The sequence below is a fragment of the Pseudomonas sp. HMSC067G02 genome, from assembly GCF_001813485.1.
GTDB classification, from domain to species: Bacteria; Pseudomonadota; Gammaproteobacteria; order Pseudomonadales; family Pseudomonadaceae; genus Pseudomonas; species Pseudomonas aeruginosa.
Genome location: NZ_KV812697.1, coordinates 60,503 through 79,261 on the forward strand (window position 1 = coordinate 60,503; position 18,759 = coordinate 79,261).

Below are 18,759 nucleotides of genomic sequence, written 5' to 3' on the forward strand. Positions count from 1 at the left end.
GCCTCAGCCGAGGTAGCGCTCGGCCGGCCGCTGCCGCGACAGATTGGGCGCGAGCCTGGCCCGCGCCGTCATCAGCGCCTGCCAATCGGCCGCATCCGGCAACGACGGGATGGTCACCGCTTCACGCCGATCGAAACCGACCAGCGCCGCCTCCACCAGGTCCTCGACCTCCATCACCATCTCCGCGGGAATCCCGGCGATTCCGGTGCCGCTGCGCTCCCAGATCTCGGTACGGGTGACGCCGGGCAGCACCGCCTGGACGTAAACGCCGCTGCCGGCCAGCTCGTGCTGCAGCGACTGGCTCAGGCTCAGCACGTAGGCCTTGGTCGCGCTATAGACGGCATTGAACAACTCCGGCGCCAGCGCCACCACCGAACCGAGATTGACGATGGCGCCGCCGCCACGCCGGCGGAACCCCTCCGCCGCACCGGCAGCCAGGCGGGTCAGGGCCACTACGTTGAGGGCGATCATCCGCTCCGCCCGGTCCATGTCGGCATCGGCCAGCGGACCGTTCATCGCCACGCCGGCGTTGTTCACCAGCAACGCGATCGAGGCGTCATCGCGCAACCGTCGCTCGACCCGCAACCTATCGTCGCGCTCGGACAGGTCGGCGCGCAGGATCTCCACCCTGACCCCGTGGGCTTGGCGAAGTCGATCCGCCAGGGCTTCCAGGCGTTGCCGGTCGCGCGCCACCAGCAACAGGTCGTGGCCACGGCGGGCCAAGTGCTCGGCGTAGGTCGCGCCGATTCCGGAAGAGGCGCCGGTGATCAGGGCGACGCCATTGCCAATCTGTTCGTTCATGTGGGTTCTCGCTGGAAAAAAGCCTGACCGCTGACAGCGGCTATTTATATTACACACTTAATATTATGATCGTAATTAAAACCGTCAAGCCTTTATCCGTTCCAACGAGCAGGGAAGGATGAGGAGAACCTTCATGCAACCGTCACGGAAAACGCCAATAAAAGGTCAGGACCCACGCCACCCCGACATGCCCTACCATGGCGTTGTCCATCGCGGGAGGATCATGCGTCATGTATCACGGTGAAAGACTCAATGCCTGGACCCACCTGATCGGTGCGGTCGCCGCCTGCACCGGCGCCGTCTGGCTGACGGTCCAGGCGAGCCTCAACGGCAGTCCGTGGAAGATCGTCGGGGTCGGCGTCTACGGCGTCACCCTGACGCTGCTCTACAGCATCTCGACCGCCTACCACAGCGTGCGCGGGCGAGCGAAGGTGGTGATGCGCAAGCTCGACCACCTGTCCATCTACCTGCTGATCGCCGGCAGCTACACGCCTTTCTGCCTGGTCACGCTGCGCGGTCCCTGGGGCTGGACGCTGTTCGGCATCGTCTGGGGCCTGGCCGTGCTCGGCATGCTCCAGGAGATCAAGCCACGCTCCGAGGCGCGGGTGCTGTCGGTGGTGATCTACGCGGTGATGGGCTGGATCGTGCTGATCGCGGTGAAACCGCTGCTCGCCGCCCTCGGCAGCGCCGGCTTCACCTGGCTGGCGGCCGGCGGCGTGCTCTATACCGTAGGGATCGTCTTCTATGCCTATGACCACCGCTTCCGCCACTGGCATGGCATCTGGCACCTGTTCGTGATCGCCGGCAGCCTCCTCCACTTCGTGGCGATCTGGCGCTACGTACTCTAGGCGCGGTCCGGCGCGAAGCAGCGGGGAGCCGGTCGCGCCGGAGGCTCAGCCCTTCTTCGTCCGCGACAGCGCGATGCACGCCACCACGATCAGCACGCCGCCGGCGATGGTCAGCGCGTCCGGCACCTCGCTCCAGAACAGCCAGCCCCAGCCGGCGTTGAAGACGATGCCGATATAGCGGGTCACCGCAACGATGGTCGCGCTCTCGTGACTGAAGGCGCGGGTTAGGAACACCTGGCCGAGCAGCGACACCACCCCGATGGCCAGCAGCAGCCCCCACTCGCGCAGCGTCGCCGGCACCACGAAGTCGTTCCACATCAGCGGGATGGCCACCAGGGTGGCCACCGCCAGGAAGTAGAAGACGATCTCGTAGGTATGGTGCCGCGCGCTCAGTTGGCGGATCGCCACCGAGGCACCGGCGGCGAACACCGCGCTGAGCAGGCCGACCACGGCGTATACCGAGTAGCTGGAATAGCTGAACGGCTTGACGATCATCAGCGCGCCGAGCACCACCACCAGCAACAGCCAATAGACCGCCCGGGGAATCCGCTCGCCGAGGAACAGCGCGGAGAAGAGGATGACGAAGAACGGCGACATGTGCGCCAGGATGCTCGCGTCCGCCAGCGGGATGTGGGCGATGGCGTAGAAATAGCAGACCAGGTACAGCGCCCCCATCACCCCGCGCACCAGCAGCATCGGCACGCCCTGGCGCGACAGGGCGACACCGGCCTGGCGCATCAGCAGGTAGATCAGCAGGGTACCGATGGCGCTGCGGAAGAACACGATCTCGGCAGCCGGCAGGGTGGCGCTGGCTTCCTTGACCAGGGCGTTCATCACGCTGAAGGTGAAGGACGCCAGCACCGCCAGCAGCACCCCGCTCTTCAGCAGGTCGAGCACCACTGGCGATAGATGGCGTCCGCCGCCGGACGGCTGTCGATCGGATACAGGCTTGGATGGCACTGGCTCGCTCCTTGGCAATCGATGAATCGGGACACGGCGTTCTCGTAGCTCGCCAGCAGGCTGCGCGCCTGCGGCATGGCCAGGTCGAAGTGGGCGGCCAGCGCGACGATCAGCGCCAGCTTGCGATAGTCCTCCAGCGGCACCCGCGGGAGCCGCCAGAGTCCATCCTCGTCGCGACTGACGCGGCGGAACGGCACGGCGGAAAAGTCGAAGTGGCGACCCTGCTCGTCGGCCGGAGAGAACGGATCGACCAGCAACGCCGCGTAGCGCACGAACAGCAGGTATTCCTGGCGCTCGGCGCCGGCCTCGGCGAAGCCGTCGATGGCCGCGCGCGGCAGCATCGTCTCGTGCACCGGGTAGTTGTCGTCGTTGAGGAACCGCAGCAGGTTCAACGGCTCGGCGCCCATCCGCCGCAACAGTTCGCTCAGCTCGCACCACAGCCGCCGCATGGCGCCGATGGCCCCGGGGGTGATAGGTCCCTCCGGGTAGAGCTTGTACATGAAACCGGGCGGCCCCTGCTCGGAAAGTATCCGGGCGAGGGCGAACTCGCCGAGAAAGAACGGACTGTGCACGTAGGTGGTGACGTTGCGGCCCTCCGCCGCTTCCGGCGTCGCCAGGGGTACTACCTCAACCCCGCTGCCGGCCAGGACTCGCCGCCAGGTCTCCCGCGCCGGGCAGTCCGGCCGGCTGGAGCCCAGGTAGACCCTGCGCTTGACCGCCTTGGTCAGGGCCCGCAGCGGTTGTGTCTCGTCGATCACCTTGGTCGCCGCGTAGTAGCTGGACAGACTCAGCACGGTCGCCTGGCACCCCGCCGGCAGGGCGCTGCGCACCAGCAGGTTGGCGCCGATGAAGGCGGACACCAGCAGCAGCGTGCGCACCCCGCCGAGTCGCTCCCAGGGCAACCCGCGGACCACGTCCAGGTAACTGTCGGCCGGCACGCAGAGCACCAGGGTCTGCCAATCGTCGCGAAGCTCAGCGGGGTCCTGGTGGAAGACGTCCAACGCGGCGTTGCCGGACAGCCAGCGATGCTGCCCCTGCCCTTCCAATTGCAGGCAGGCGCCGCGCGCCAGGGCCTCGGCGATCCGCTGGCTGCGCCGGCCGGGATGGTTCAGCGCGCCGAGGCGACCGGCACCGTGGCGGCGCAGGTCCAGCGCGACCTGGATCGCCACCGCGCCCAGACCGACCAGCAGGACGTTGCCCAGGCTCTCATCAGCGGCGTTCATCGACCGGCCTTCTCCAGGATCAGGGTGTCGTACAGCGGCTGGCTGACCCGCTCCGCGCAAACCTGCCAGCCCTCCAGTTCGGCCGGCTCAACCGGGTAGTTGAACAGTCCCTTGATGCCGCTGCCGTGACGCAGCAGGACCTTGGCGTCGGCGCGCATGACCTGGCGGATCTGCGCCAGTACCGCGCTTTTCTGCTGCACCAGCGAAGCGATCAGGAAATGCGTGGCATCGCGGGAAAACGCCAGTTCCGCCGGCGGCAGCGAGGAAAACTGCATGCGCGCCTCCAGCCCCTGGCAGCGGGCGATCTCGCGGGCATAGCCCAGGGCCTCCTCGTCGATGTCCAGGCAGCACAAATGTGCGCCGACCTCCCGCGCCAGCACCAGGGCCGAGGTCGGCAGGGCACCGGAGCCGACGAACAGGACCCGTGCATCGGCATCTATCCCGGCGCTGTCGAGTTCGCCGCGGATGGATTCCAGCAGGCTACCCAGGTAGCGGCCCATCTCGCCGGGTTCATGCAGCACGCCCTGGCAAAGGTGCTTCTCCAGTTCGCAGAGGGCCTGCACCGCCGCGTCGCGCAGGCGCAGGCCGAGCGCCTGCAATGCAGGGTCGTCCGAATCGGCCTGCCACTGTGCCCGGCTGCAATCCTCCCCGATCAGTCCGCTCAGACGGTCGAGCTTGCGCCTGAGGATCTCGTAGCAGCCGCAACACTCGCGGGCATAGACGGTGAGCAGGCGAATCTCGCATTCCAGTTCGCGGAGGGTTTCCAGCAGCGGTGTGCGTCCTTGCATGGCATGGCTTCCTGGCGGCGGTAGAGGGCTCAGTAGTTCAGGGTCAGGCTCATGGTCAGGTTGCGCGGCTCGCCGGGGGCGACCCAGACGTTGTTATAGGAACGCTCGTAGTAGCGACGATCGAAGAGGTTGTTGACGTTCACCCCGAGGGTCGCATTGCTCGCCAGCGGATAGTGCGCGAGCAAGTCGACGGTGGTGTAGGCCGGCAGTTCGAAGCCGCTGTCGCTGCTGTCGCCGGCGCGCTCGCCGACATAGTTGACCGCCGCGCCGGCGTCGGCGCCGTGCAGCCAGCCTTCGCGGAACTCGTAGACGCCCATCAGGCTGCCGCTGTGCTTCGGCACGTTGAGCAGGCGGCTGCCACGGGCGATGTTCTCGTCCTTGGTCACTTCGGCGTCGATATAGGCGTAGGCGCCGATCAGCCGCAACTGCTCGGTGAGTTGGCCGCTGAACTGCAGGTCGAAGCCCTGGCTGCGCGCCTCGCCGGCGGTCTGCTGGTAACCGGGATTGCTCGGGTCGGCGGTGAGCACGTTCTTCTTTTTCAGGTGGAACGCGGCGAGGGTCATGCCCAGCCGGCCATCGAGCAGGTCGAGCTTCACCCCCGCCTCGTAGCCGCGCCCCTCCTCCGGGTCGAAGGCCTTGCCGGCCATGTCGGTACCGCCATTGGGCTTGAAGGATTTCGAGGCGTTGGCGAACAGGCCGACCTCCGGGGTCGCCTGGTACAGCACGCCGATGCGCGGGGTGGCGGCACGCTGGGTCTGCTGCGAGCTGGTGTCGCGGAAGCGGCCATTGTTCAGGCGCGTGGCGTTCATGTCCTGGCGGTAGCGGTCGAAGCGCACGCCGAGCAGGCCGCGCCATTTCTCGCTGAACTCGATCTGGTCCTGCAGGTTGAGCGCCATCGCGTCGACTTCCTCGTGGTTGCGGTCGTCGCGTCCGAAGGGTGGTTTCGGCTGGCCGTAGACCGGCCGGCGGATGTCGATGGCATAGGGGTTGCGCGACGGGATGCTACGCAGGATCAGTTCGTCGTTGTGGTAGCGCTCGTACTCCAGGCCCATCAGCAACTGGTGGCGGATCGAGCCGGTATGGAGGTCGCCGAGCAGGTCGAGCTGGGTGATGCTGTCGTGCCACTCGAAGTCGCGGTAGCGGTACTCCCGGCGCAAGGTGTAGCCGTCGGCGGCGAGGCTGGAGTTCTCCGAGGCGTAGCCGTCCAGGTGACCATGCTTGTAGTGGCTGGCCAGGCGCAGGCTCCACTGCTCGTTGAAGTGATGGCGCAGGGTGGCCTGGAGGGTTTCGTTGTTGTTGTCGATCTTGCCGTCGTCCGGCTCGCCGAAGAACCGCGAGCGCGGCAGGCTGCCCAGGTGGTTGTGCGGCGCCACGGTGCCGCGGTCGAAGACCTGGCGGTTGCGCACCACCTCGGCTTCCACCAGCAACGAGGTGTCCGGGTCCAGTTGCCAGCTGAACGATGGCGCCACCAGCAGGCGCTGGCCCTCGGCGTAGTCGCGGAAGCCCTTGCTGTCCTCCACCGCCAGGTTCATCCGGTAGAGCAGGTCGCCCTCTTCGTCCAGCGGCGTGTTCAGGTCCAGGGTCGAGCGGTAGCGGTCCCAACTGCCGGCGCTGGCATGCAAGCGGGCGAAGCGCTCGGCCTGGGGCTTCTTGGTCACCAGGTTCACCGTGCCGCCGGGATCGCCGCGCCCGTACAGGCTGGAGGCCGGTCCCTTGAGGATTTCCACGCGCTCGATGGTGGCGCTGTCCGGGGCGTTCATATAGCCGCGGTTGGCGCTGAAGCCGTCGCGGTAGAACTCCGAAGTGGTGAAGCCACGGACGTTGTACTCGAACATCGTCAGGCCGCCGAAGTTGTTCTGCCGCGAGACCCCGCCGGCGAAGTCCAGCGCCCGTTCGATACGAGCGCTGTCAAGGTCGTCGAGCACCTGGCGCGGCACCACGCTGATGGCTTGCGGGATGTCCTCGATACGGGTGTCGGTGCGCGTCGCGCTGGCCGACCGATTGGCCCGGTAGCCCTGCACCGGGCCCTCCGCGCGCTCCGCTTCGGCGGTGACAGTGAGGACCTCCAGCTCCGCGGGACTTTCCGTTTCCGCCCAGAGCGCCGGACTGCTGCAACCGAGGCCGACACCGAGGACAAGCGACACACTGACTCTCATGGGAAATCGCACCAGAAAAGAAATGATATACTATAACGCTACCAGTTCGATTCCGGCCTCGCAATACAATGCCCGGCTCTATCTCGCTTCTCGCCGCCAGGCTGTGATACTCATCCCTCTTTTCCGACGACCAGCCCAGCCATGCCCAACTCCATCTCCAATTCCTCCCGCCTGCACAGCATCGACGCCCTGCGCGGCCTGGTGATGCTGTTCATGCTGCTCGACCATGTCCGCGAGACCTTTTTCCTGCACCGCCAGGTCGGCGACCCGATGGACGTCGCCAGCACCGAGCCGGCGCTGTTCCTCAGCCGCACCCTGGCGCACCTGTGCGCGCCGGTGTTCGTCTTCCTCACCGGCCTGTCGGCATTCCTCTACGGCGAGAAGCACCAGGGACGCCGGGCGGTCTCGGCGTTCCTGTTCAAGCGCGGGTTGTTCCTGGTGGCGCTGGAACTGACCCTGGTGAACTTCGCCTGGACCTTCCAGTTGCCGCCGACGGTGATCTACCTCCAGGTGATCTGGGCGATCGGCCTGAGCATGCTCGCCCTGGCCGCCCTGCTCTGGTTGCCGCGCCCTCTGCTCGCGGCGCTCGGCGTGCTGCTGGTGGCCGGCCACAACCTGCTCGATCCGCTGCATTTCGCTCCCGGCTCGGCCTGGCACCTGCCGTGGGCGGTGCTCCACGACCGCGGCTGGATCGAAGCGGGCGACGCCCTGCGCCTGCGCACCTCCTACCCCCTGCTGCCGTGGATCGGTGTGATCGCCCTGGGCTATGCCGCAGGCAACTGGTTCAGCGGCGCCACGCCGGCGACCACGCGCCGACGCTACCTGCTGGCGGGCGGTGGCGGGCTGCTGCTCGGCTTCATCCTGCTGCGCCTGCTCAACGGCTATGGCGAGAAACCCTGGGCCTTCGGCGAGACGCCGGCGATCACCCTGATGGGCTTCTTCAACGTCACCAAGTATCCGCCGTCGCTGCTGTTCCTCGCCCTCACCCTGGGAATCGGCCTGCTGCTCCTGGCCTGGTTCGAACGCCTGGACTGGAGCGGTCGCGGCAAGGCCCTGGTGGCGTTCGGCGGAGCGCCGATGTTCTTCTACCTGCTGCATCTCTACCTACTGAAGCTGCTGTACCTGCTGGCGCTGGCGATCTGGGGCGCCAACCGGGGCGACTACTTCGGTTTCTCCTCGGTGCCGGCGCTATGGCTGTGCAGCATCCTGCTGGCCGTGGCGCTGTACCCGGCGGTGCACTGGTTCGCCGGTTTCAAGGCGCGGCGGCGGGATATCGCCTGGTTGAAGTACTTCTGAGGCGCGGAGCATCCAGGAGCCGCTGAAAAAGTCCGGCCCTTCCCCCCACGGGTAGGACGAATGACGCGAAGCGTTATCCGCCGGACACAGCAGGCAACCACGCCGACGTCCACCGCCGGCAGGGAAGCGGAAATGAAGGGGTTGCGCGGAATTCCCACATAACGAGCAGGATCTGAAACGAAATGGCCGGCGGGCGCCTCGCGCCAGCCGGCCATTGCCTGGTTCGCTTCCCGTCGCCGACGGGCTAGCCAGTCAGGACAGGTACGCCGAGCGGGTCAGCCCCAGGCGCAGCGCATCCAGGTACTGGTTGCGCTCGCGGGCGGTGAGCTTGGCCCCGGCGACCTTGTCGCGGTAGAGGGTCATCAGTTCCTCCGGCGACAGGTGCACGTAGCGCAGCATGTCCTCGATGGTGTCGTGGGTCTCGATGCCGGCGTGATAGATGCCGCCGTCTGCGCGCTGGTAGACGTTCACCGAGTCGGTGTCGCCGAACAGGTTGTGCATGTCGCCGAGGATCTCCTGGTAGGCGCCGACCAGGAACACCCCGATCAGGTAGTCTTCGCCCTCCTTCACCTCGTGCACCGGCAGGCTGGTCTCGATGCTCTGCTCGTCGACGTACTGGGTGATCTTGCCGTCGGAGTCGCAGGTCAGGTCCTGCAGTACCGCGCGCCGATCCGGCTCCTCGCCCAGGCGGTGCAGCGGCAGGATCGGCAGCACCTGGCCGATGGCCCAGGTATCCGGCAGGCTCTGGAACACCGAGAAGTTGCAGATGTACTTGTCGGCGAGCTTGTCGTTGAGTTCGTCGAGGACCTGCCGGTGGGAGCGCTGGCGGGCCTTGAGCTGGTTGTGCAGGCGCCGGCAGATAGCGAAGTAGCACTGCTCGGCGAGGGCTTTCTGCGCCAGGCTGATCTTGCCGTCGGCATACTGCGCGGCGGCGTCGCCGATGTAGTGGGTGGCGCGCCAGTAGGTCTCGGTGACCATCTCGGCATCGGTCGGGCCGAGCAGTTCGGCCAGCCAGCGGACGATCTCCGGCTGCTCGTCGAGATCGACGATCTTCGGCACGTCGTCGTTGTGCCGCTCGACGTCGGTGACCTGGGTGATCAGCACCGCATGGTGCGCGGTCAGCGCCCGGCCGCTCTCCGAGAAGATGTGCGGATGCGGCAGGCCCTGGGCGTCGCAGAACTCCTTGAGCATGCCGACCACCACGCCGGCATAGTCATCGATGTCGTAGTTGATCGAGCTGGCGTTGCGCGAATGGGTGCCGTCGTAGTCGACGCCGAGGCCACCGCCGACGTCGATGTGATCCACCGGCAGGCCGAGCGCGCGCAGCTCGCCGTAGTAGCGGATGGCTTCCTTGAAGCCGTGCTGGTAGTCGGCCAGGTTGGCGATCTGCGAGCCCATGTGGAAATGCAGCAGGCGCACGCCCTGGTCGAGACCGGCCTGGCGGAAGCGCTCGACCACCGACAGCAGCTGGGCGGCGGAAAGGCCGAACTTGGCCTTCTCGCCACCGGTATCTGCCCACTTCGACGAAGCCAGCGAGGACAGCCGCACGCGCAGGCCGACCTGGGGCTGCACGCCGACGTTGGCGGCCTCCTCGATCACCAGCTGCACCTCGGATTCCTTCTCGATCACGATGAACACGTTGTGCCCGAGCTTCTGCCCCATCAGCGCCAGCTTGATGAACTCGCGGTCCTTGTAGCCGTTGCAGACGATGGTGCCGCCCTTCGGGGCCAGCGCCAGCACCGCCATGAGTTCCGGCTTGGAGCCTGCCTCCAGGCCGATGGAGACGTTCTCGGTGGCGATGATGTTCTCCACCACCGCTTCCTGCTGGTTGACCTTGATCGGATACAGCGCGGTATAGCGGCTCTGGTATTCGAGGCGCTCGATGTTCGCGTCGAAGGCGCCGGTGAGCTTGCGCACGCGGTCCTGCAGGATATCCGGGAAGCGCACCAGCAGCGGCAGGCTCAGGCCCGCCTCGCGCAACTGGCCGACCAGCTCGTAGAGATCGATGGGCGTCGAGTCGGCGCCCTGCGGACGCACTTCGACATTGCCGCCATCGTTGATGGCGAAATAACCCGCACCCCAGTGGCGGATGCCGTATACGCCGCGGCTGTCGGCCACGGTCCAGTTGCTGCCATCGTCTTTGCGAGTCCGTCGAGCGGCCATGCGCGGTGATCTCCTCAATGTTCGGGGTCGGGCGGGCGCCGGGATCTCCGGATGGCCCTGGGCCGGCACGCCTGTGGTGGAGGCTAGCCGGAGGATGTGACGTTGCCGTGTTGACCGCCACACTGGGCGGTAGTTTAGGAAAGCCGAGGAAATCCGCTCATGCGGGTATCCGCAGTCTCCCATCTAGGGAAAGGGCTGGTGCGGCCTTCGCGGTGCCGGACCTGCCCGCTCTCTGCAGGGGAGAACGCGGTCAGCCGCCGGACTTCTTCGCCTTGAAACCGCGCTTGAGGAGTTCGTCGATCAGCAGTTCGACATGCTCGCCCTGGATCTCCACCACGCCGTCCTTGAGACTGCCGCCGGTGCCGCAGCGCCGCTTCAGCGCGCTGGCCAGCTCCTTGAGCGCATCGCCGGCGAGCGGCAGGCCACTGATGGTGGTCACCGTCTTGCCGCCGCGGCCCTTGGTCTCGCGGCGCACGCGCGCGATCCCGTCGCCGACAGGCGCTACGGCCTGCCCGCAGATGCAGGCGTCTTTGGGTTGCTGGCAGTCCGGGCAATGCCGGCCGCCATCCGTGGAATACACCAGCCCGCCGAGGGCGGACAGGGACGAAGCTTTTTTGACCACCGGGCGTTTCCCCCAGAATGGCCTCGACGGGCCAGGTCAATAACGATGGCCGGCGGGAGCCGACCGCGACGCCCCACTCAGGCAGGGGCTGCGCAGGGGCGGCATGGGGACCGCCCGAAAAGGTCGCGCAATTTAGCAGCATTGCGAGCAAATGCTAAGAGCGAAAATGCGCCATTGATCGGTGAAATGGCGACATCCGCGGCTCAGGCATCCAGGTACAGGCGCAACGCCTGCAGGGAATCGGGGCAGTACGGCAGGCTGCGAGCCTCTTCCAGCGCCAGTTCGGGACGGATGAAGCGTGCTTCGGAGATTTCCTCCGCCTGCAGACGCAAGGGCGCATCGGAGACGGCGGAAAACACCGCGCACCAAAGCCGGTTGCCCGGTTCGTCGAAGAAGAAGCGGCCATGTTCGCGTAGGACCGCGTCGCGAATTCCCAGCTCTTCCTCCAGTTCGCGGGCGGCGGAGTCGGCGTAGGGCTCGCCGGCCTGGACCATGCCGCCGGCGGCGAGGTCCCAGTACCCCGGATAGACCGCCTTGCTCAGGGTCCGGCGCTGCACGCACAGCTCGCCGGCGGAGTTGAACAGCAGGATGAAGGTGCCGCGACCGATCAGCCCGCGCTCGCGCAGCTCCGCGCGCGGCAGGCTACCGAGCGGGCGGTCCTGCTCGTCGACCCAGGCGATGAGTTCGGCGTCGGAGGCGGCCCGGTGGGCCACCTCTTCGGCGCTGATCGGCGCGGCCATGGGTCAGCCCTGGGAAAGCAGCTGGCGCAGGTCGATCACCGCGGCGTTGGCGCGGGAAATGTAGTTGGCCATCACCAGCGAGTGGTTGGCCAGGATGCCGTAGCCGCTGCCGTTCAGCACCATCGGGCTCCACAGCGGCTCCTGCGCGGCCTCCAGCTCGCGGATGATCTGCCGCACGCTGACCGTGGCGTTCTTCTTCGCCAGCACGTCGGCGAAGTCGACCTCGATGGCGCGCAGCAGGTGCGACAGCGCCCAGGCCTGGCCACGGGCCTCGTAGAAGACGTTGTCGATCTGCAGCCAGGGGGTTTCCTGGACCACTTCCTCGACCTTGGGCGCCTCGCCCGGCTGTACTTCTTCGGGGTTCTTGATGTTGGTGTTCAGCTTGACCCGGCCGACGCTCGCCGACAGGCGCTGGGACAGCGAGCCCAGGCGGGTGGCGACGTCGCCCAGCCAGTTGTTCAGGTTGTCGGCGCGGGCATAGAACTGCGCGTTGGGCTGGTTCGGGTCGGACAGGCGGGCCAGGTAGCGGTCCAGCGACTTGATGCCTTCCTGGTACTCCGACTCGGACGCCGGCAGCGCCCAGCTCTTGTTGTCGAAGTTGAAGCGCGGCTCGGCGCGAGCCAGGTCGGCGTCCTCGGTGGACTGCGACTGCGAACGGGCGAAGTCCTTGCGCAGCGCCCGGCTGATGTCGCGCACCTGGACCAGCACGCCATACTCCCAGCTGGGCATGTTGTCCATCCAGATGCCCGGCGGGAAGATGTCGTTGGAGATGTAGCCGCCCGGCTTGGTCAGCAGGGTGTCGACCACTTCCTTGAGGGTCTCCACCGTGGTGTAGCCGGTGACCATCTGCCGCCCGGCGCGCTCGGCGGCGGCCTGGGCGTCCTGCTGCACGGGGAACAGGTCGGGTTCCTGGCTCCAGTACCAGCCGACCAGCATCGCCACCAGCAGGTAGACGCCCAGCAGGCCTCCCACCACGCGCACCAGCCAGGGGCCGCCGAAGTAGGTACGCACATCATCCACGGAATTGTCCACGCGATCGCGCATGGTCCCACGACGCTTCTTCCAGTCCAGCATGGCAAGGGTCCTTAAAACAGCTCGATAGATGGGGGATTGGACCATGGCGAACGCGTTCCGTGCCAAGCGCCAACCCTTCCAGGACGCCGAAAACCTCGGCATCGTCGGCTTTCAGCGTAGTGGAAGCCGGTTTTGTGCCGGAATGCTCAGTGAGAATTTTCCGAAACAGGCATAAGCATGCCGTAGTCCGTCGCACAAAGGCACCCACCAACAGGTGGGGATGACATTTGGAAAAGAAAAGGCTCCTCTCGTCAGCCGCCCAACGGCCGCTGGCTTTCATGGCGATAGGTGATAGCATAGAGCCATCATTCGCAGCGACGCTCTGCCGCGAAGACCACGAAAGAAGCGCGTCATGATGACCGAGCACGATGACCCGACCCTGGACCGCCTGAAGCACCACTTCGCCCAGCGAGTGATCAACCAGGCGCGCCAGGTTCTGGAGGTCTGGCAACGCCTGACCCGCGCGGAGTGGAACAGCGACGGCATGGAAGAACTGGCCGACGCCACCCTGCGCCTGCAGCGCTACGCCGAACGCTTCGAGCAAGCCGAGCATGCCCAGCTGGCCGGTGCCATCGACCGTACCCTGGACGTCGTCGAGGCCAACCGCGGCCGGCTTTCCAGCGAGTCGATCAGCGAACTCAACCAGTTGATGCAGCGCCTGTCGCGCACCGGCCTGCGGCATGGCGACCAGCTCGAGCACACCGTCCTGCCGCCATTGCGCAAACCGGTCTACCTGGCACTGAAGGACCGCGAACGCGCCGAGCGCCTGGCCCAGCAACTGGAGTTCTTCGGTCTGCAGGCGCTGAGCTGCGAGACCGCCGACGCCTTCCGCGCCAGCATGCGCGAACGCTACCCGGCGGCGATCGTCATGGAAGTCGACTTCGCCGGCCCCGACATGGGCCTGCGACTGGCCAGCGAGGCCCAGGCCGGCCTCGAACACAAGCTGCCGGTGCTGTTCTTCAGCGACAGCGAGACCGACACCCCGACCCGCCTGGCCGCAGCCCGCGCCGGCGGCCAGGAATTCTTCACCGGCACCCTGGACGCCTCCAGCGTGCTGGAAAAGATCGAGACCCTCAGCCGCCTGAGCTTCTACGAACCCTACCGGGTACTGATCGTCGACGACTCCCGGGCCCAGGCGCTGCACACCGAGATGGTCCTCAACAGCGCCGGGATCATCACCCGCGCGCTCACCGAGCCGCTGTCGGTGATGGCTGAGCTGAGCGACTTCCAGCCCGACCTGATCATCCTCGACATGTACATGCCCGAGTGCCTGGGCACCGAGTTGGCCAAGGTGATCCGCCAGCACGAACGCCACGTCAGCGTGCCGATCATCTACCTGTCCGCCGAGGACGACCTGGACAAGCAGCTGGACGCCATGAGCGAAGGCGGCGACGACTTCCTCACCAAGCCGATCCGCCCGCGCCACCTGATCGCCACCGTGCGCACCCGCGCCAGCCGCGCGCGCAGCCTGAAGGCGCGGATGGTGCGCGACAGCCTGACCGGCCTGTACAACCACACCCATACCCTGCAACTGCTCGAGGACGCCCGCCTGCGCGCGCGTCGCGATGGCCGTCCGCTGAGCTTCGCGATGCTCGACATCGACCACTTCAAGCAGGTCAACGACCGTTTCGGCCACCCCATGGGCGACCGGGTGATCAAGGGCCTGGCGCTGTTTCTCAAGCAGCGCCTGCGCAAGACCGACCACATCGGCCGCTATGGCGGCGAGGAGTTCGCCGTGGTCCTTCCGGACACCGATCTGGACGCCGCGCGCCTGGTGCTCGACGAGATTCGCCAGCGCTTCGCCGAGATCCACTACCCGGCGCAACCGACCGACCTGCGCTGCACCTTCAGTTGCGGCATCGCCGAGCTGACCCCGGACCTCGATATCAAGAGCATGGCCAAGCAGGCCGACGAAGCGCTGTACCGGGCCAAGCACGGCGGACGCAACCGGATCGAGGTATATCGTCCCGACGCCCGGTAATGGCTCTTTGTCATCACCCGGTAACCAAACGGAAATAACCTGCGGTCTCGCCGCTCCGTAGTCGGACGAGACCCGCCATGCGCCTCAAGCAACTCACCAATCTCAACACCCTGCTCCTGCTCACCGTCTGCCTCGCCCTGGGAATCACCCTGTGGTGGTCGCAACGCGCCATGGAGCGCCCGTTCCAGTTGCTCGACCAGTACCTGGAGCTGTCGCAGCGCTTCGACGAACAGGTCGCGCGCAACGTCCGCCAGTACCTCGGCAGCGGCGACGCCGTGCGCCAGCAGGCCGCGCTGCAGGCCCTGGAAAGCCTCGCCGAGGCCTTGCCGGAGCTACCACCGGACCTCGCCCGGACCCTCGCGCCAAGCCTCGTGGAGTTGCACGAATTCAGCGCCGGCGACCTGCTCGCCGCCGGCAAGCTCGCCGGCGACCCGCAGGGCCTGCTGCTACAGGCCGAGCGCGACCTCGCCGGCAACCTGGAACAATGGTCCGCCTACCTGGACGCCGCGGCGGGGCAGCCCCAGTCCGGCGCCTACCGCACCCCGCTGCTGCTCGCCAGCCTGCACCTGACCCGCCTCAGCCTGGCCCGCGCCAAGCTGGTGGAAAGCGCCAACCCGGCCCTGGCCGGCGACGTCGAGCGCGAACTGGCCAACCTGCGCGAGCAGGCCGGGCGGATCGAGGCCTTGCCGCTGCTCGGCGTGCTCGACGAACAGCGCTCGGCCAGCGACGACTTCGCCGCCATGATGGGGCTGGCCGGCGACGCCGAGGCTGGCGCCGGCAATGCCGAAGACCGCGGCGTGGCGCTGCGGCGCGAACTCGCCAGCCTGCTGCAACGCTATCCGGACGAGTTGCGCCGCACCCGCGACCTGATCGAGCGTCGCCAGCAACTGTCCGCCGACACCGGCGCCAAACTGGACGCGGTGCGCCAGGCCCTGGCCACCCTGGAGCCGCAGGTGCGCGGCGAGCGCCAGCGTCTGCAAGGCCAGGTACGCCTGATCCAGGGTGGGATGATCGCCCTGATCCTGCTCATCGCCCTCGCCATCGACAGCCTGCAAAGGCGCCTGGCGCGGGTCCTCGGGCAACTGGTGCCGGCGCTCTCGGCCTGGGCCGACGGCGACTTCTCGCGCCCCATATCCCTGCGTACCCGCACCGAGGACCTGCGCAACCTGGAAGATTCGCTGAACCGCCTGCGCAGCTTCCTCGCCGAGCTGGTCGGCGCGATCCACCGCCGCGCCGAACAGGTCGCCGGCAGCAGCCAGACCCTGGCCGAGGTCAGCAGCGGCCTGCACGCCGGGGTCGAGCGCCAGGCCGGCGATACCGGGCAGATCCGCGACGCCCTCGGCGACATGGAAGCGGCGATCCAGCAGGTCGCCGGAGACGCCAGCCAGACCGCCGACGCCAGTCGCAGCGCAGGCCAGGCAGTGGAGCACGGCCAGCGGGTGATCGGCGAGAGCCTGGGCGGCCTGCGCGAGCTGGTCGACGAGGTGCAGGGCAACGCCCAGTCGATCGAGCGCCTGGCCGAGGAGTCGGCGACCATTGGCAGCGTGCTGACGGTGATCCGCTCGATCGCCGAACAGACCAACCTGCTCGCCCTCAATGCCGCCATCGAGGCCGCCCGCGCCGGCGACCAGGGCCGCGGCTTCGCCGTGGTCGCCGAGGAAGTCCGCTCGCTGGCCCAGCGCACCGCCGGCGCCACCGAGGAGATCCAGCAGCTCATCGGCCGCCTGCAACAGGCCGCGCGGCAATCGGTGGAGGCCATGCGCAGCCAGGTCGAGCATGCCGAACGCACCGCCGAACAGGCCGGCGCGGCGGAGGGCGCACTGGACGAAGTGGTCGCCGCGATCCATACCATCGGCGTGATGGCCGAACGCATCGCCGAAGGCTCGACCCAGCAGAGCCAGGCGGTCGGCGAGATTCGCTCGCACAGCGAACGTATCCACGCCCTGGGTGGGGAAAACCTGCGGCTGATCGGCCATAGCCGCGAACAGGGCGAGCAACTGCGGCAACTGGGCGGCGACCTGCGCACCACGGTGCAGGCCTTCCGCCTGTGACCCTGCGGCGACGTGCCGCAAGGCGCCAGAGGAACCGTCTGGCTTCGGACCGGTCGGATACCGCTCAGCGGAACCGGGGCAGGACCTGATCAGCCGCACGGGGCTCGATCGGGCCCGGCTTTCCGCTATCATTCCGGCTTTTGATCCGACGAGATATCCATGCGCCGCCTGCTGACCCTGATCCTCCTGCTGGTCGCCCTGCCCGCCGGCGCGGGCCTGTTCGACAGCCGTCCCGGCGCCTCCCTCGGCGGCGGCCTCGATGGCGGCGACTTCCTCAAGGTCGACCAGGCGTTCAAGCCCAGCGTCGAGCGCAGCGACGCGCAGCACGTGCTGCTGCGCTTCGTCAACGCCGAGGGCTACTACCTCTACCGCCACCGCTTCCAGTTCAAGGTCGAGCCAGCCCAGGTCAGCCTCGGCCAGGTGCAACTGCCGGCGGGCAAGCAGCACCACGACGAGTACTTCGGCGATACCGAGGTCTACTACAACATCGTCGACCTGGAGATTCCCCTGAACAACCCGGCCCGGCAGCCCTATACCCTGGTGGTGACCTACCAGGGCTGCGCCGACAAGGGCCTCTGCTACCCCCCGGAAACCAGGCGCTTCGACATCGACGGCGGTGCCGCGACGCCAGCCGCGAGCGACGCGGCCGGCAAGGGCCCGCTCGAGCACAAGGGCAAGCGCAGCCTGCTGTTCTTCTTCCTCGCCGGCCTGACCCTGACCTTCACCCCCTGCGTGCTGCCGATGCTGCCGATCCTCTCCGGAGTGGTCCTGCGCGGCCGGCCGGGCGGTGGTCGCGGCTTCGTCCTGTCGCTCGCCTACGTGCTGCCGATGGCGCTCTGCTTCGCCCTGCTCGGCGCGCTGATGGGCATGTTCGGCGCCAGCCTCAATCTCCAGGCGCAATTGCAGTCGCCCTGGGTACTGGTGCCATTCGCGGCGTTCTTCGCGCTGTTCGCCGTGGCCATGTTCGGCTTCTTCGAGCTGCGCCTGCCCGGCTTCATCCGCGAACCGCTCGACCGCCTGGCCGGCGATGCGCGCGGCGGCTCGATCCTCGGCGCGGCCACCCTCGGCGTGCTTTCCAGCCTGCTGGTCTCGCCCTGCGTCTCCGCCCCGCTGGCCGCCTCGCTGCTCTATATCAGCGCCAGCGGCGATGCCTGGGGGGGCGGCCTGCAACTGTTCGCCCTCGGCCTGGGCATGGGTACGCCGCTGGTGGTCTTCGGCGCCGGCGGCGGCGCCCTGCTGCCCAAGAGCGGAGCCTGGATGAACGGCGTGCGCAACGCCTTCGGCGTGCTGTTGCTGGCGGTCGCCGTGTGGCTGCTGGAGCGGGTGGTGTCCGGCCCGGTGGCGCTGATGCTCTGGGGCATGCTCGCCGGCGGCGCCGGCCTGGCCCTGGGCGCCCTCGAATTCACCCCGAAGAGCGCCGCACGCCGCCTGCTGCAACTGCTTGGCCTGATGTTCCTGACCTACGCGGTGGCCGCCTGGATCGGCGCCCTGCAGGGCGAGTCGGACCCGATCCATCCGCTGGGCCGCTCGGTGCCGTCGATCCACGCCGGGCCACCGAGCACGCCCGGCGAATGGCAGAACCTGACCACCCCGGCGCAGCTGGACGCCGCCCTGGCCGAGGCACGCCAGGCCGGCAAGCCGGTGCTGCTGGACTGGTATGCGGACTGGTGCATCAGTTGCAAGGTCATCGAGCGCCAGGTTCTCACCGATCCCACGGTGCAGGCACGACTGCCGGCCTACCGCCTGCTGCGCTTCGACATCACCGAAAGCAACCCGGCCCAGCGCGGCCTGCTGGACCGCTACAACCTGTTCGGTCCGCCGGCGATCCTGTTCTTCGCCCCGGGCGGTGACGAATGGAGCGACTTGCGCGTCATCGGAGAGATCGACGCCGCCGGGCTCGCCGAACGACTGCGCCGGGCCGCTACCCGGCAGTGACATGCGCTGACATACTTCTGCCGCAATTGCCGGTCAACATGCGGCGATCTACTGCAATCTAACAGTGACTGGACAGTCATACGGAAATTCCGGCATAGTGCCCGCTTGCCGTTTGCAGCCT

14 protein-coding genes are annotated in these 18,759 nt (G+C 67.5%); 5 read left to right on the forward strand and 9 right to left on the reverse strand.

Annotated features, from left to right (window positions below):
• Positions 1 to 3 precede the first annotated feature (3 nt).
• Positions 4 to 801, reverse strand: a complete 798-nt coding sequence (locus tag HMPREF2914_RS19285) for an SDR family NAD(P)-dependent oxidoreductase (RefSeq protein ID WP_004365417.1) — start codon at positions 799 to 801, stop codon at positions 4 to 6.
• 230 nt (positions 802 to 1,031) lie between these two features.
• On the opposite strand from HMPREF2914_RS19285, the gene HMPREF2914_RS19290 reads away from it, so the two are divergent.
• Positions 1,032 to 1,649 (forward strand): PAQR family membrane homeostasis protein TrhA, encoded by a 618-nt coding sequence (locus HMPREF2914_RS19290; RefSeq protein WP_003095352.1) that lies wholly within the window; start codon positions 1,032 to 1,034, stop codon positions 1,647 to 1,649.
• Between the two features lie 45 nt (positions 1,650 to 1,694).
• On the opposite strand, the gene cntI is transcribed toward HMPREF2914_RS19290, so the two are convergent.
• The 4 genes from cntI to cntO are packed head-to-tail and all read right to left on the reverse strand — an operon-like array spanning position 1,695 to position 6,776.
• Complete coding sequence (gene cntI / locus HMPREF2914_RS19295; RefSeq protein WP_003104336.1) at positions 1,695 to 2,549, reverse strand: pseudopaline transport inner membrane protein CntI; 855 nt, start codon at positions 2,547 to 2,549, stop codon at positions 1,695 to 1,697.
• On the reverse strand, positions 2,531 to 3,832 hold the full coding sequence (cntM, locus tag HMPREF2914_RS19300; RefSeq protein WP_003095356.1) for a pseudopaline biosynthesis dehydrogenase CntM: 1,302 nt from the start codon (positions 3,830 to 3,832) through the stop codon (positions 2,531 to 2,533). The genes cntI and cntM overlap by 19 nt, the downstream gene beginning before the upstream one ends.
• Complete coding sequence (cntL, locus tag HMPREF2914_RS19305) at positions 3,829 to 4,620, reverse strand: pseudopaline biosynthesis protein CntL (RefSeq protein ID WP_003095359.1); 792 nt, start codon at positions 4,618 to 4,620, stop codon at positions 3,829 to 3,831. Before cntL ends, cntM begins: the two co-directional genes overlap by 4 nt.
• 29 nt (positions 4,621 to 4,649) lie before the next feature.
• Positions 4,650 to 6,776, reverse strand: coding sequence for a pseudopaline transport outer membrane protein CntO (cntO, locus tag HMPREF2914_RS19310; RefSeq protein ID WP_023092659.1), 2,127 nt, complete (start codon positions 6,774 to 6,776; stop codon positions 4,650 to 4,652).
• Between the two features lie 141 nt (positions 6,777 to 6,917).
• Here cntO and HMPREF2914_RS19315 point away from each other — a divergent pair, with 141 nt between their 5' ends.
• Positions 6,918 to 8,072: an acetyltransferase domain-containing protein gene (locus HMPREF2914_RS19315; RefSeq protein ID WP_003112330.1), complete on the forward strand. Its 1,155-nt coding sequence runs from the start codon at positions 6,918 to 6,920 to the stop codon at positions 8,070 to 8,072.
• 252 nt (positions 8,073 to 8,324) lie between these two features.
• Here HMPREF2914_RS19315 and speA read toward each other — a convergent pair whose 3' ends face one another.
• The 4 genes from speA to HMPREF2914_RS19335 all read right to left on the reverse strand — a co-directional run bounded on the left by speA (position 8,325) and on the right by HMPREF2914_RS19335 (position 12,671).
• Positions 8,325 to 10,235 carry an arginine decarboxylase gene (gene speA / locus HMPREF2914_RS19320; RefSeq protein WP_003095365.1) on the reverse strand — a complete coding sequence of 637 codons (1,911 nt, stop codon included), beginning with the start codon at positions 10,233 to 10,235 and terminating at the stop codon, positions 8,325 to 8,327.
• Positions 10,236 to 10,485: 250 nt separating this feature from the next.
• Complete coding sequence (locus HMPREF2914_RS19325; RefSeq protein ID WP_003106225.1) at positions 10,486 to 10,857, reverse strand: translation initiation factor Sui1; 372 nt, start codon at positions 10,855 to 10,857, stop codon at positions 10,486 to 10,488.
• Positions 10,858 to 11,060: 203 nt separating this feature from the next.
• Positions 11,061 to 11,597, reverse strand: a complete 537-nt coding sequence (locus HMPREF2914_RS19330; RefSeq protein WP_003095369.1) for an NUDIX hydrolase — start codon at positions 11,595 to 11,597, stop codon at positions 11,061 to 11,063.
• Between the two features lie 3 nt (positions 11,598 to 11,600).
• Positions 11,601 to 12,671 (reverse strand): DUF2333 family protein, encoded by a 1,071-nt coding sequence (locus tag HMPREF2914_RS19335; RefSeq protein WP_003095371.1) that lies wholly within the window; start codon positions 12,669 to 12,671, stop codon positions 11,601 to 11,603.
• A 352-nt stretch (positions 12,672 to 13,023) separates the two neighbouring features.
• On the opposite strand from HMPREF2914_RS19335, the gene gcbA reads away from it, so the two are divergent.
• The 3 genes from gcbA to HMPREF2914_RS19350 all read left to right on the forward strand — a co-directional run bounded on the left by gcbA (position 13,024) and on the right by HMPREF2914_RS19350 (position 18,638).
• Positions 13,024 to 14,652 (forward strand): diguanylate cyclase GcbA, encoded by a 1,629-nt coding sequence (gene gcbA / locus HMPREF2914_RS19340; RefSeq protein WP_003106227.1) that lies wholly within the window; start codon positions 13,024 to 13,026, stop codon positions 14,650 to 14,652.
• A gap of 77 nt (positions 14,653 to 14,729) precedes the next feature.
• Entirely contained in the window at positions 14,730 to 16,703 is a 1,974-nt protein-coding gene (gene ctpL / locus HMPREF2914_RS19345) for a methyl-accepting chemotaxis protein CtpL (protein WP_023092660.1), read from the forward strand.
• A 159-nt stretch (positions 16,704 to 16,862) separates the two neighbouring features.
• Positions 16,863 to 18,638: a protein-disulfide reductase DsbD gene (locus HMPREF2914_RS19350; RefSeq protein ID WP_023092661.1), complete on the forward strand. Its 1,776-nt coding sequence runs from the start codon at positions 16,863 to 16,865 to the stop codon at positions 18,636 to 18,638.
• Positions 18,639 to 18,759: the final 121 nt, after the last annotated feature.

What these genes read in the sequence shown, in the direction of transcription:
- HMPREF2914_RS19285 (WP_004365417.1), bottom strand. Translation starts at nt 801, where the DNA reads ATGAACGAACAGATTGGCAATGGCGTCGCCCTGATCACCGGCGCCTCT.
- HMPREF2914_RS19290 (WP_003095352.1), top strand. Translation starts at nt 1,032, where the DNA reads ATGTATCACGGTGAAAGACTCAATGCCTGGACCCACCTGATCGGTGCG.
- cntM (WP_003095356.1), bottom strand. Translation starts at nt 3,832, where the DNA reads ATGAACGCCGCTGATGAGAGCCTGGGCAACGTCCTGCTGGTCGGTCTG.
- cntL (WP_003095359.1), bottom strand. Translation starts at nt 4,620, where the DNA reads ATGCAAGGACGCACACCGCTGCTGGAAACCCTCCGCGAACTGGAATGC.
- cntO (WP_023092659.1), bottom strand. Translation starts at nt 6,776, where the DNA reads ATGAGAGTCAGTGTGTCGCTTGTCCTCGGTGTCGGCCTCGGTTGCAGC.
- HMPREF2914_RS19315 (WP_003112330.1), top strand. Translation starts at nt 6,918, where the DNA reads ATGCCCAACTCCATCTCCAATTCCTCCCGCCTGCACAGCATCGACGCC.
- speA (WP_003095365.1), bottom strand. Translation starts at nt 10,235, where the DNA reads ATGGCCGCTCGACGGACTCGCAAAGACGATGGCAGCAACTGGACCGTG.
- HMPREF2914_RS19330 (WP_003095369.1), bottom strand. Translation starts at nt 11,597, where the DNA reads ATGGCCGCGCCGATCAGCGCCGAAGAGGTGGCCCACCGGGCCGCCTCC.
- HMPREF2914_RS19335 (WP_003095371.1), bottom strand. Translation starts at nt 12,671, where the DNA reads ATGCTGGACTGGAAGAAGCGTCGTGGGACCATGCGCGATCGCGTGGAC.
- gcbA (WP_003106227.1), top strand. Translation starts at nt 13,024, where the DNA reads ATGATGACCGAGCACGATGACCCGACCCTGGACCGCCTGAAGCACCAC.
- ctpL (WP_023092660.1), top strand. Translation starts at nt 14,730, where the DNA reads ATGCGCCTCAAGCAACTCACCAATCTCAACACCCTGCTCCTGCTCACC.
- HMPREF2914_RS19350 (WP_023092661.1), top strand. Translation starts at nt 16,863, where the DNA reads ATGCGCCGCCTGCTGACCCTGATCCTCCTGCTGGTCGCCCTGCCCGCC.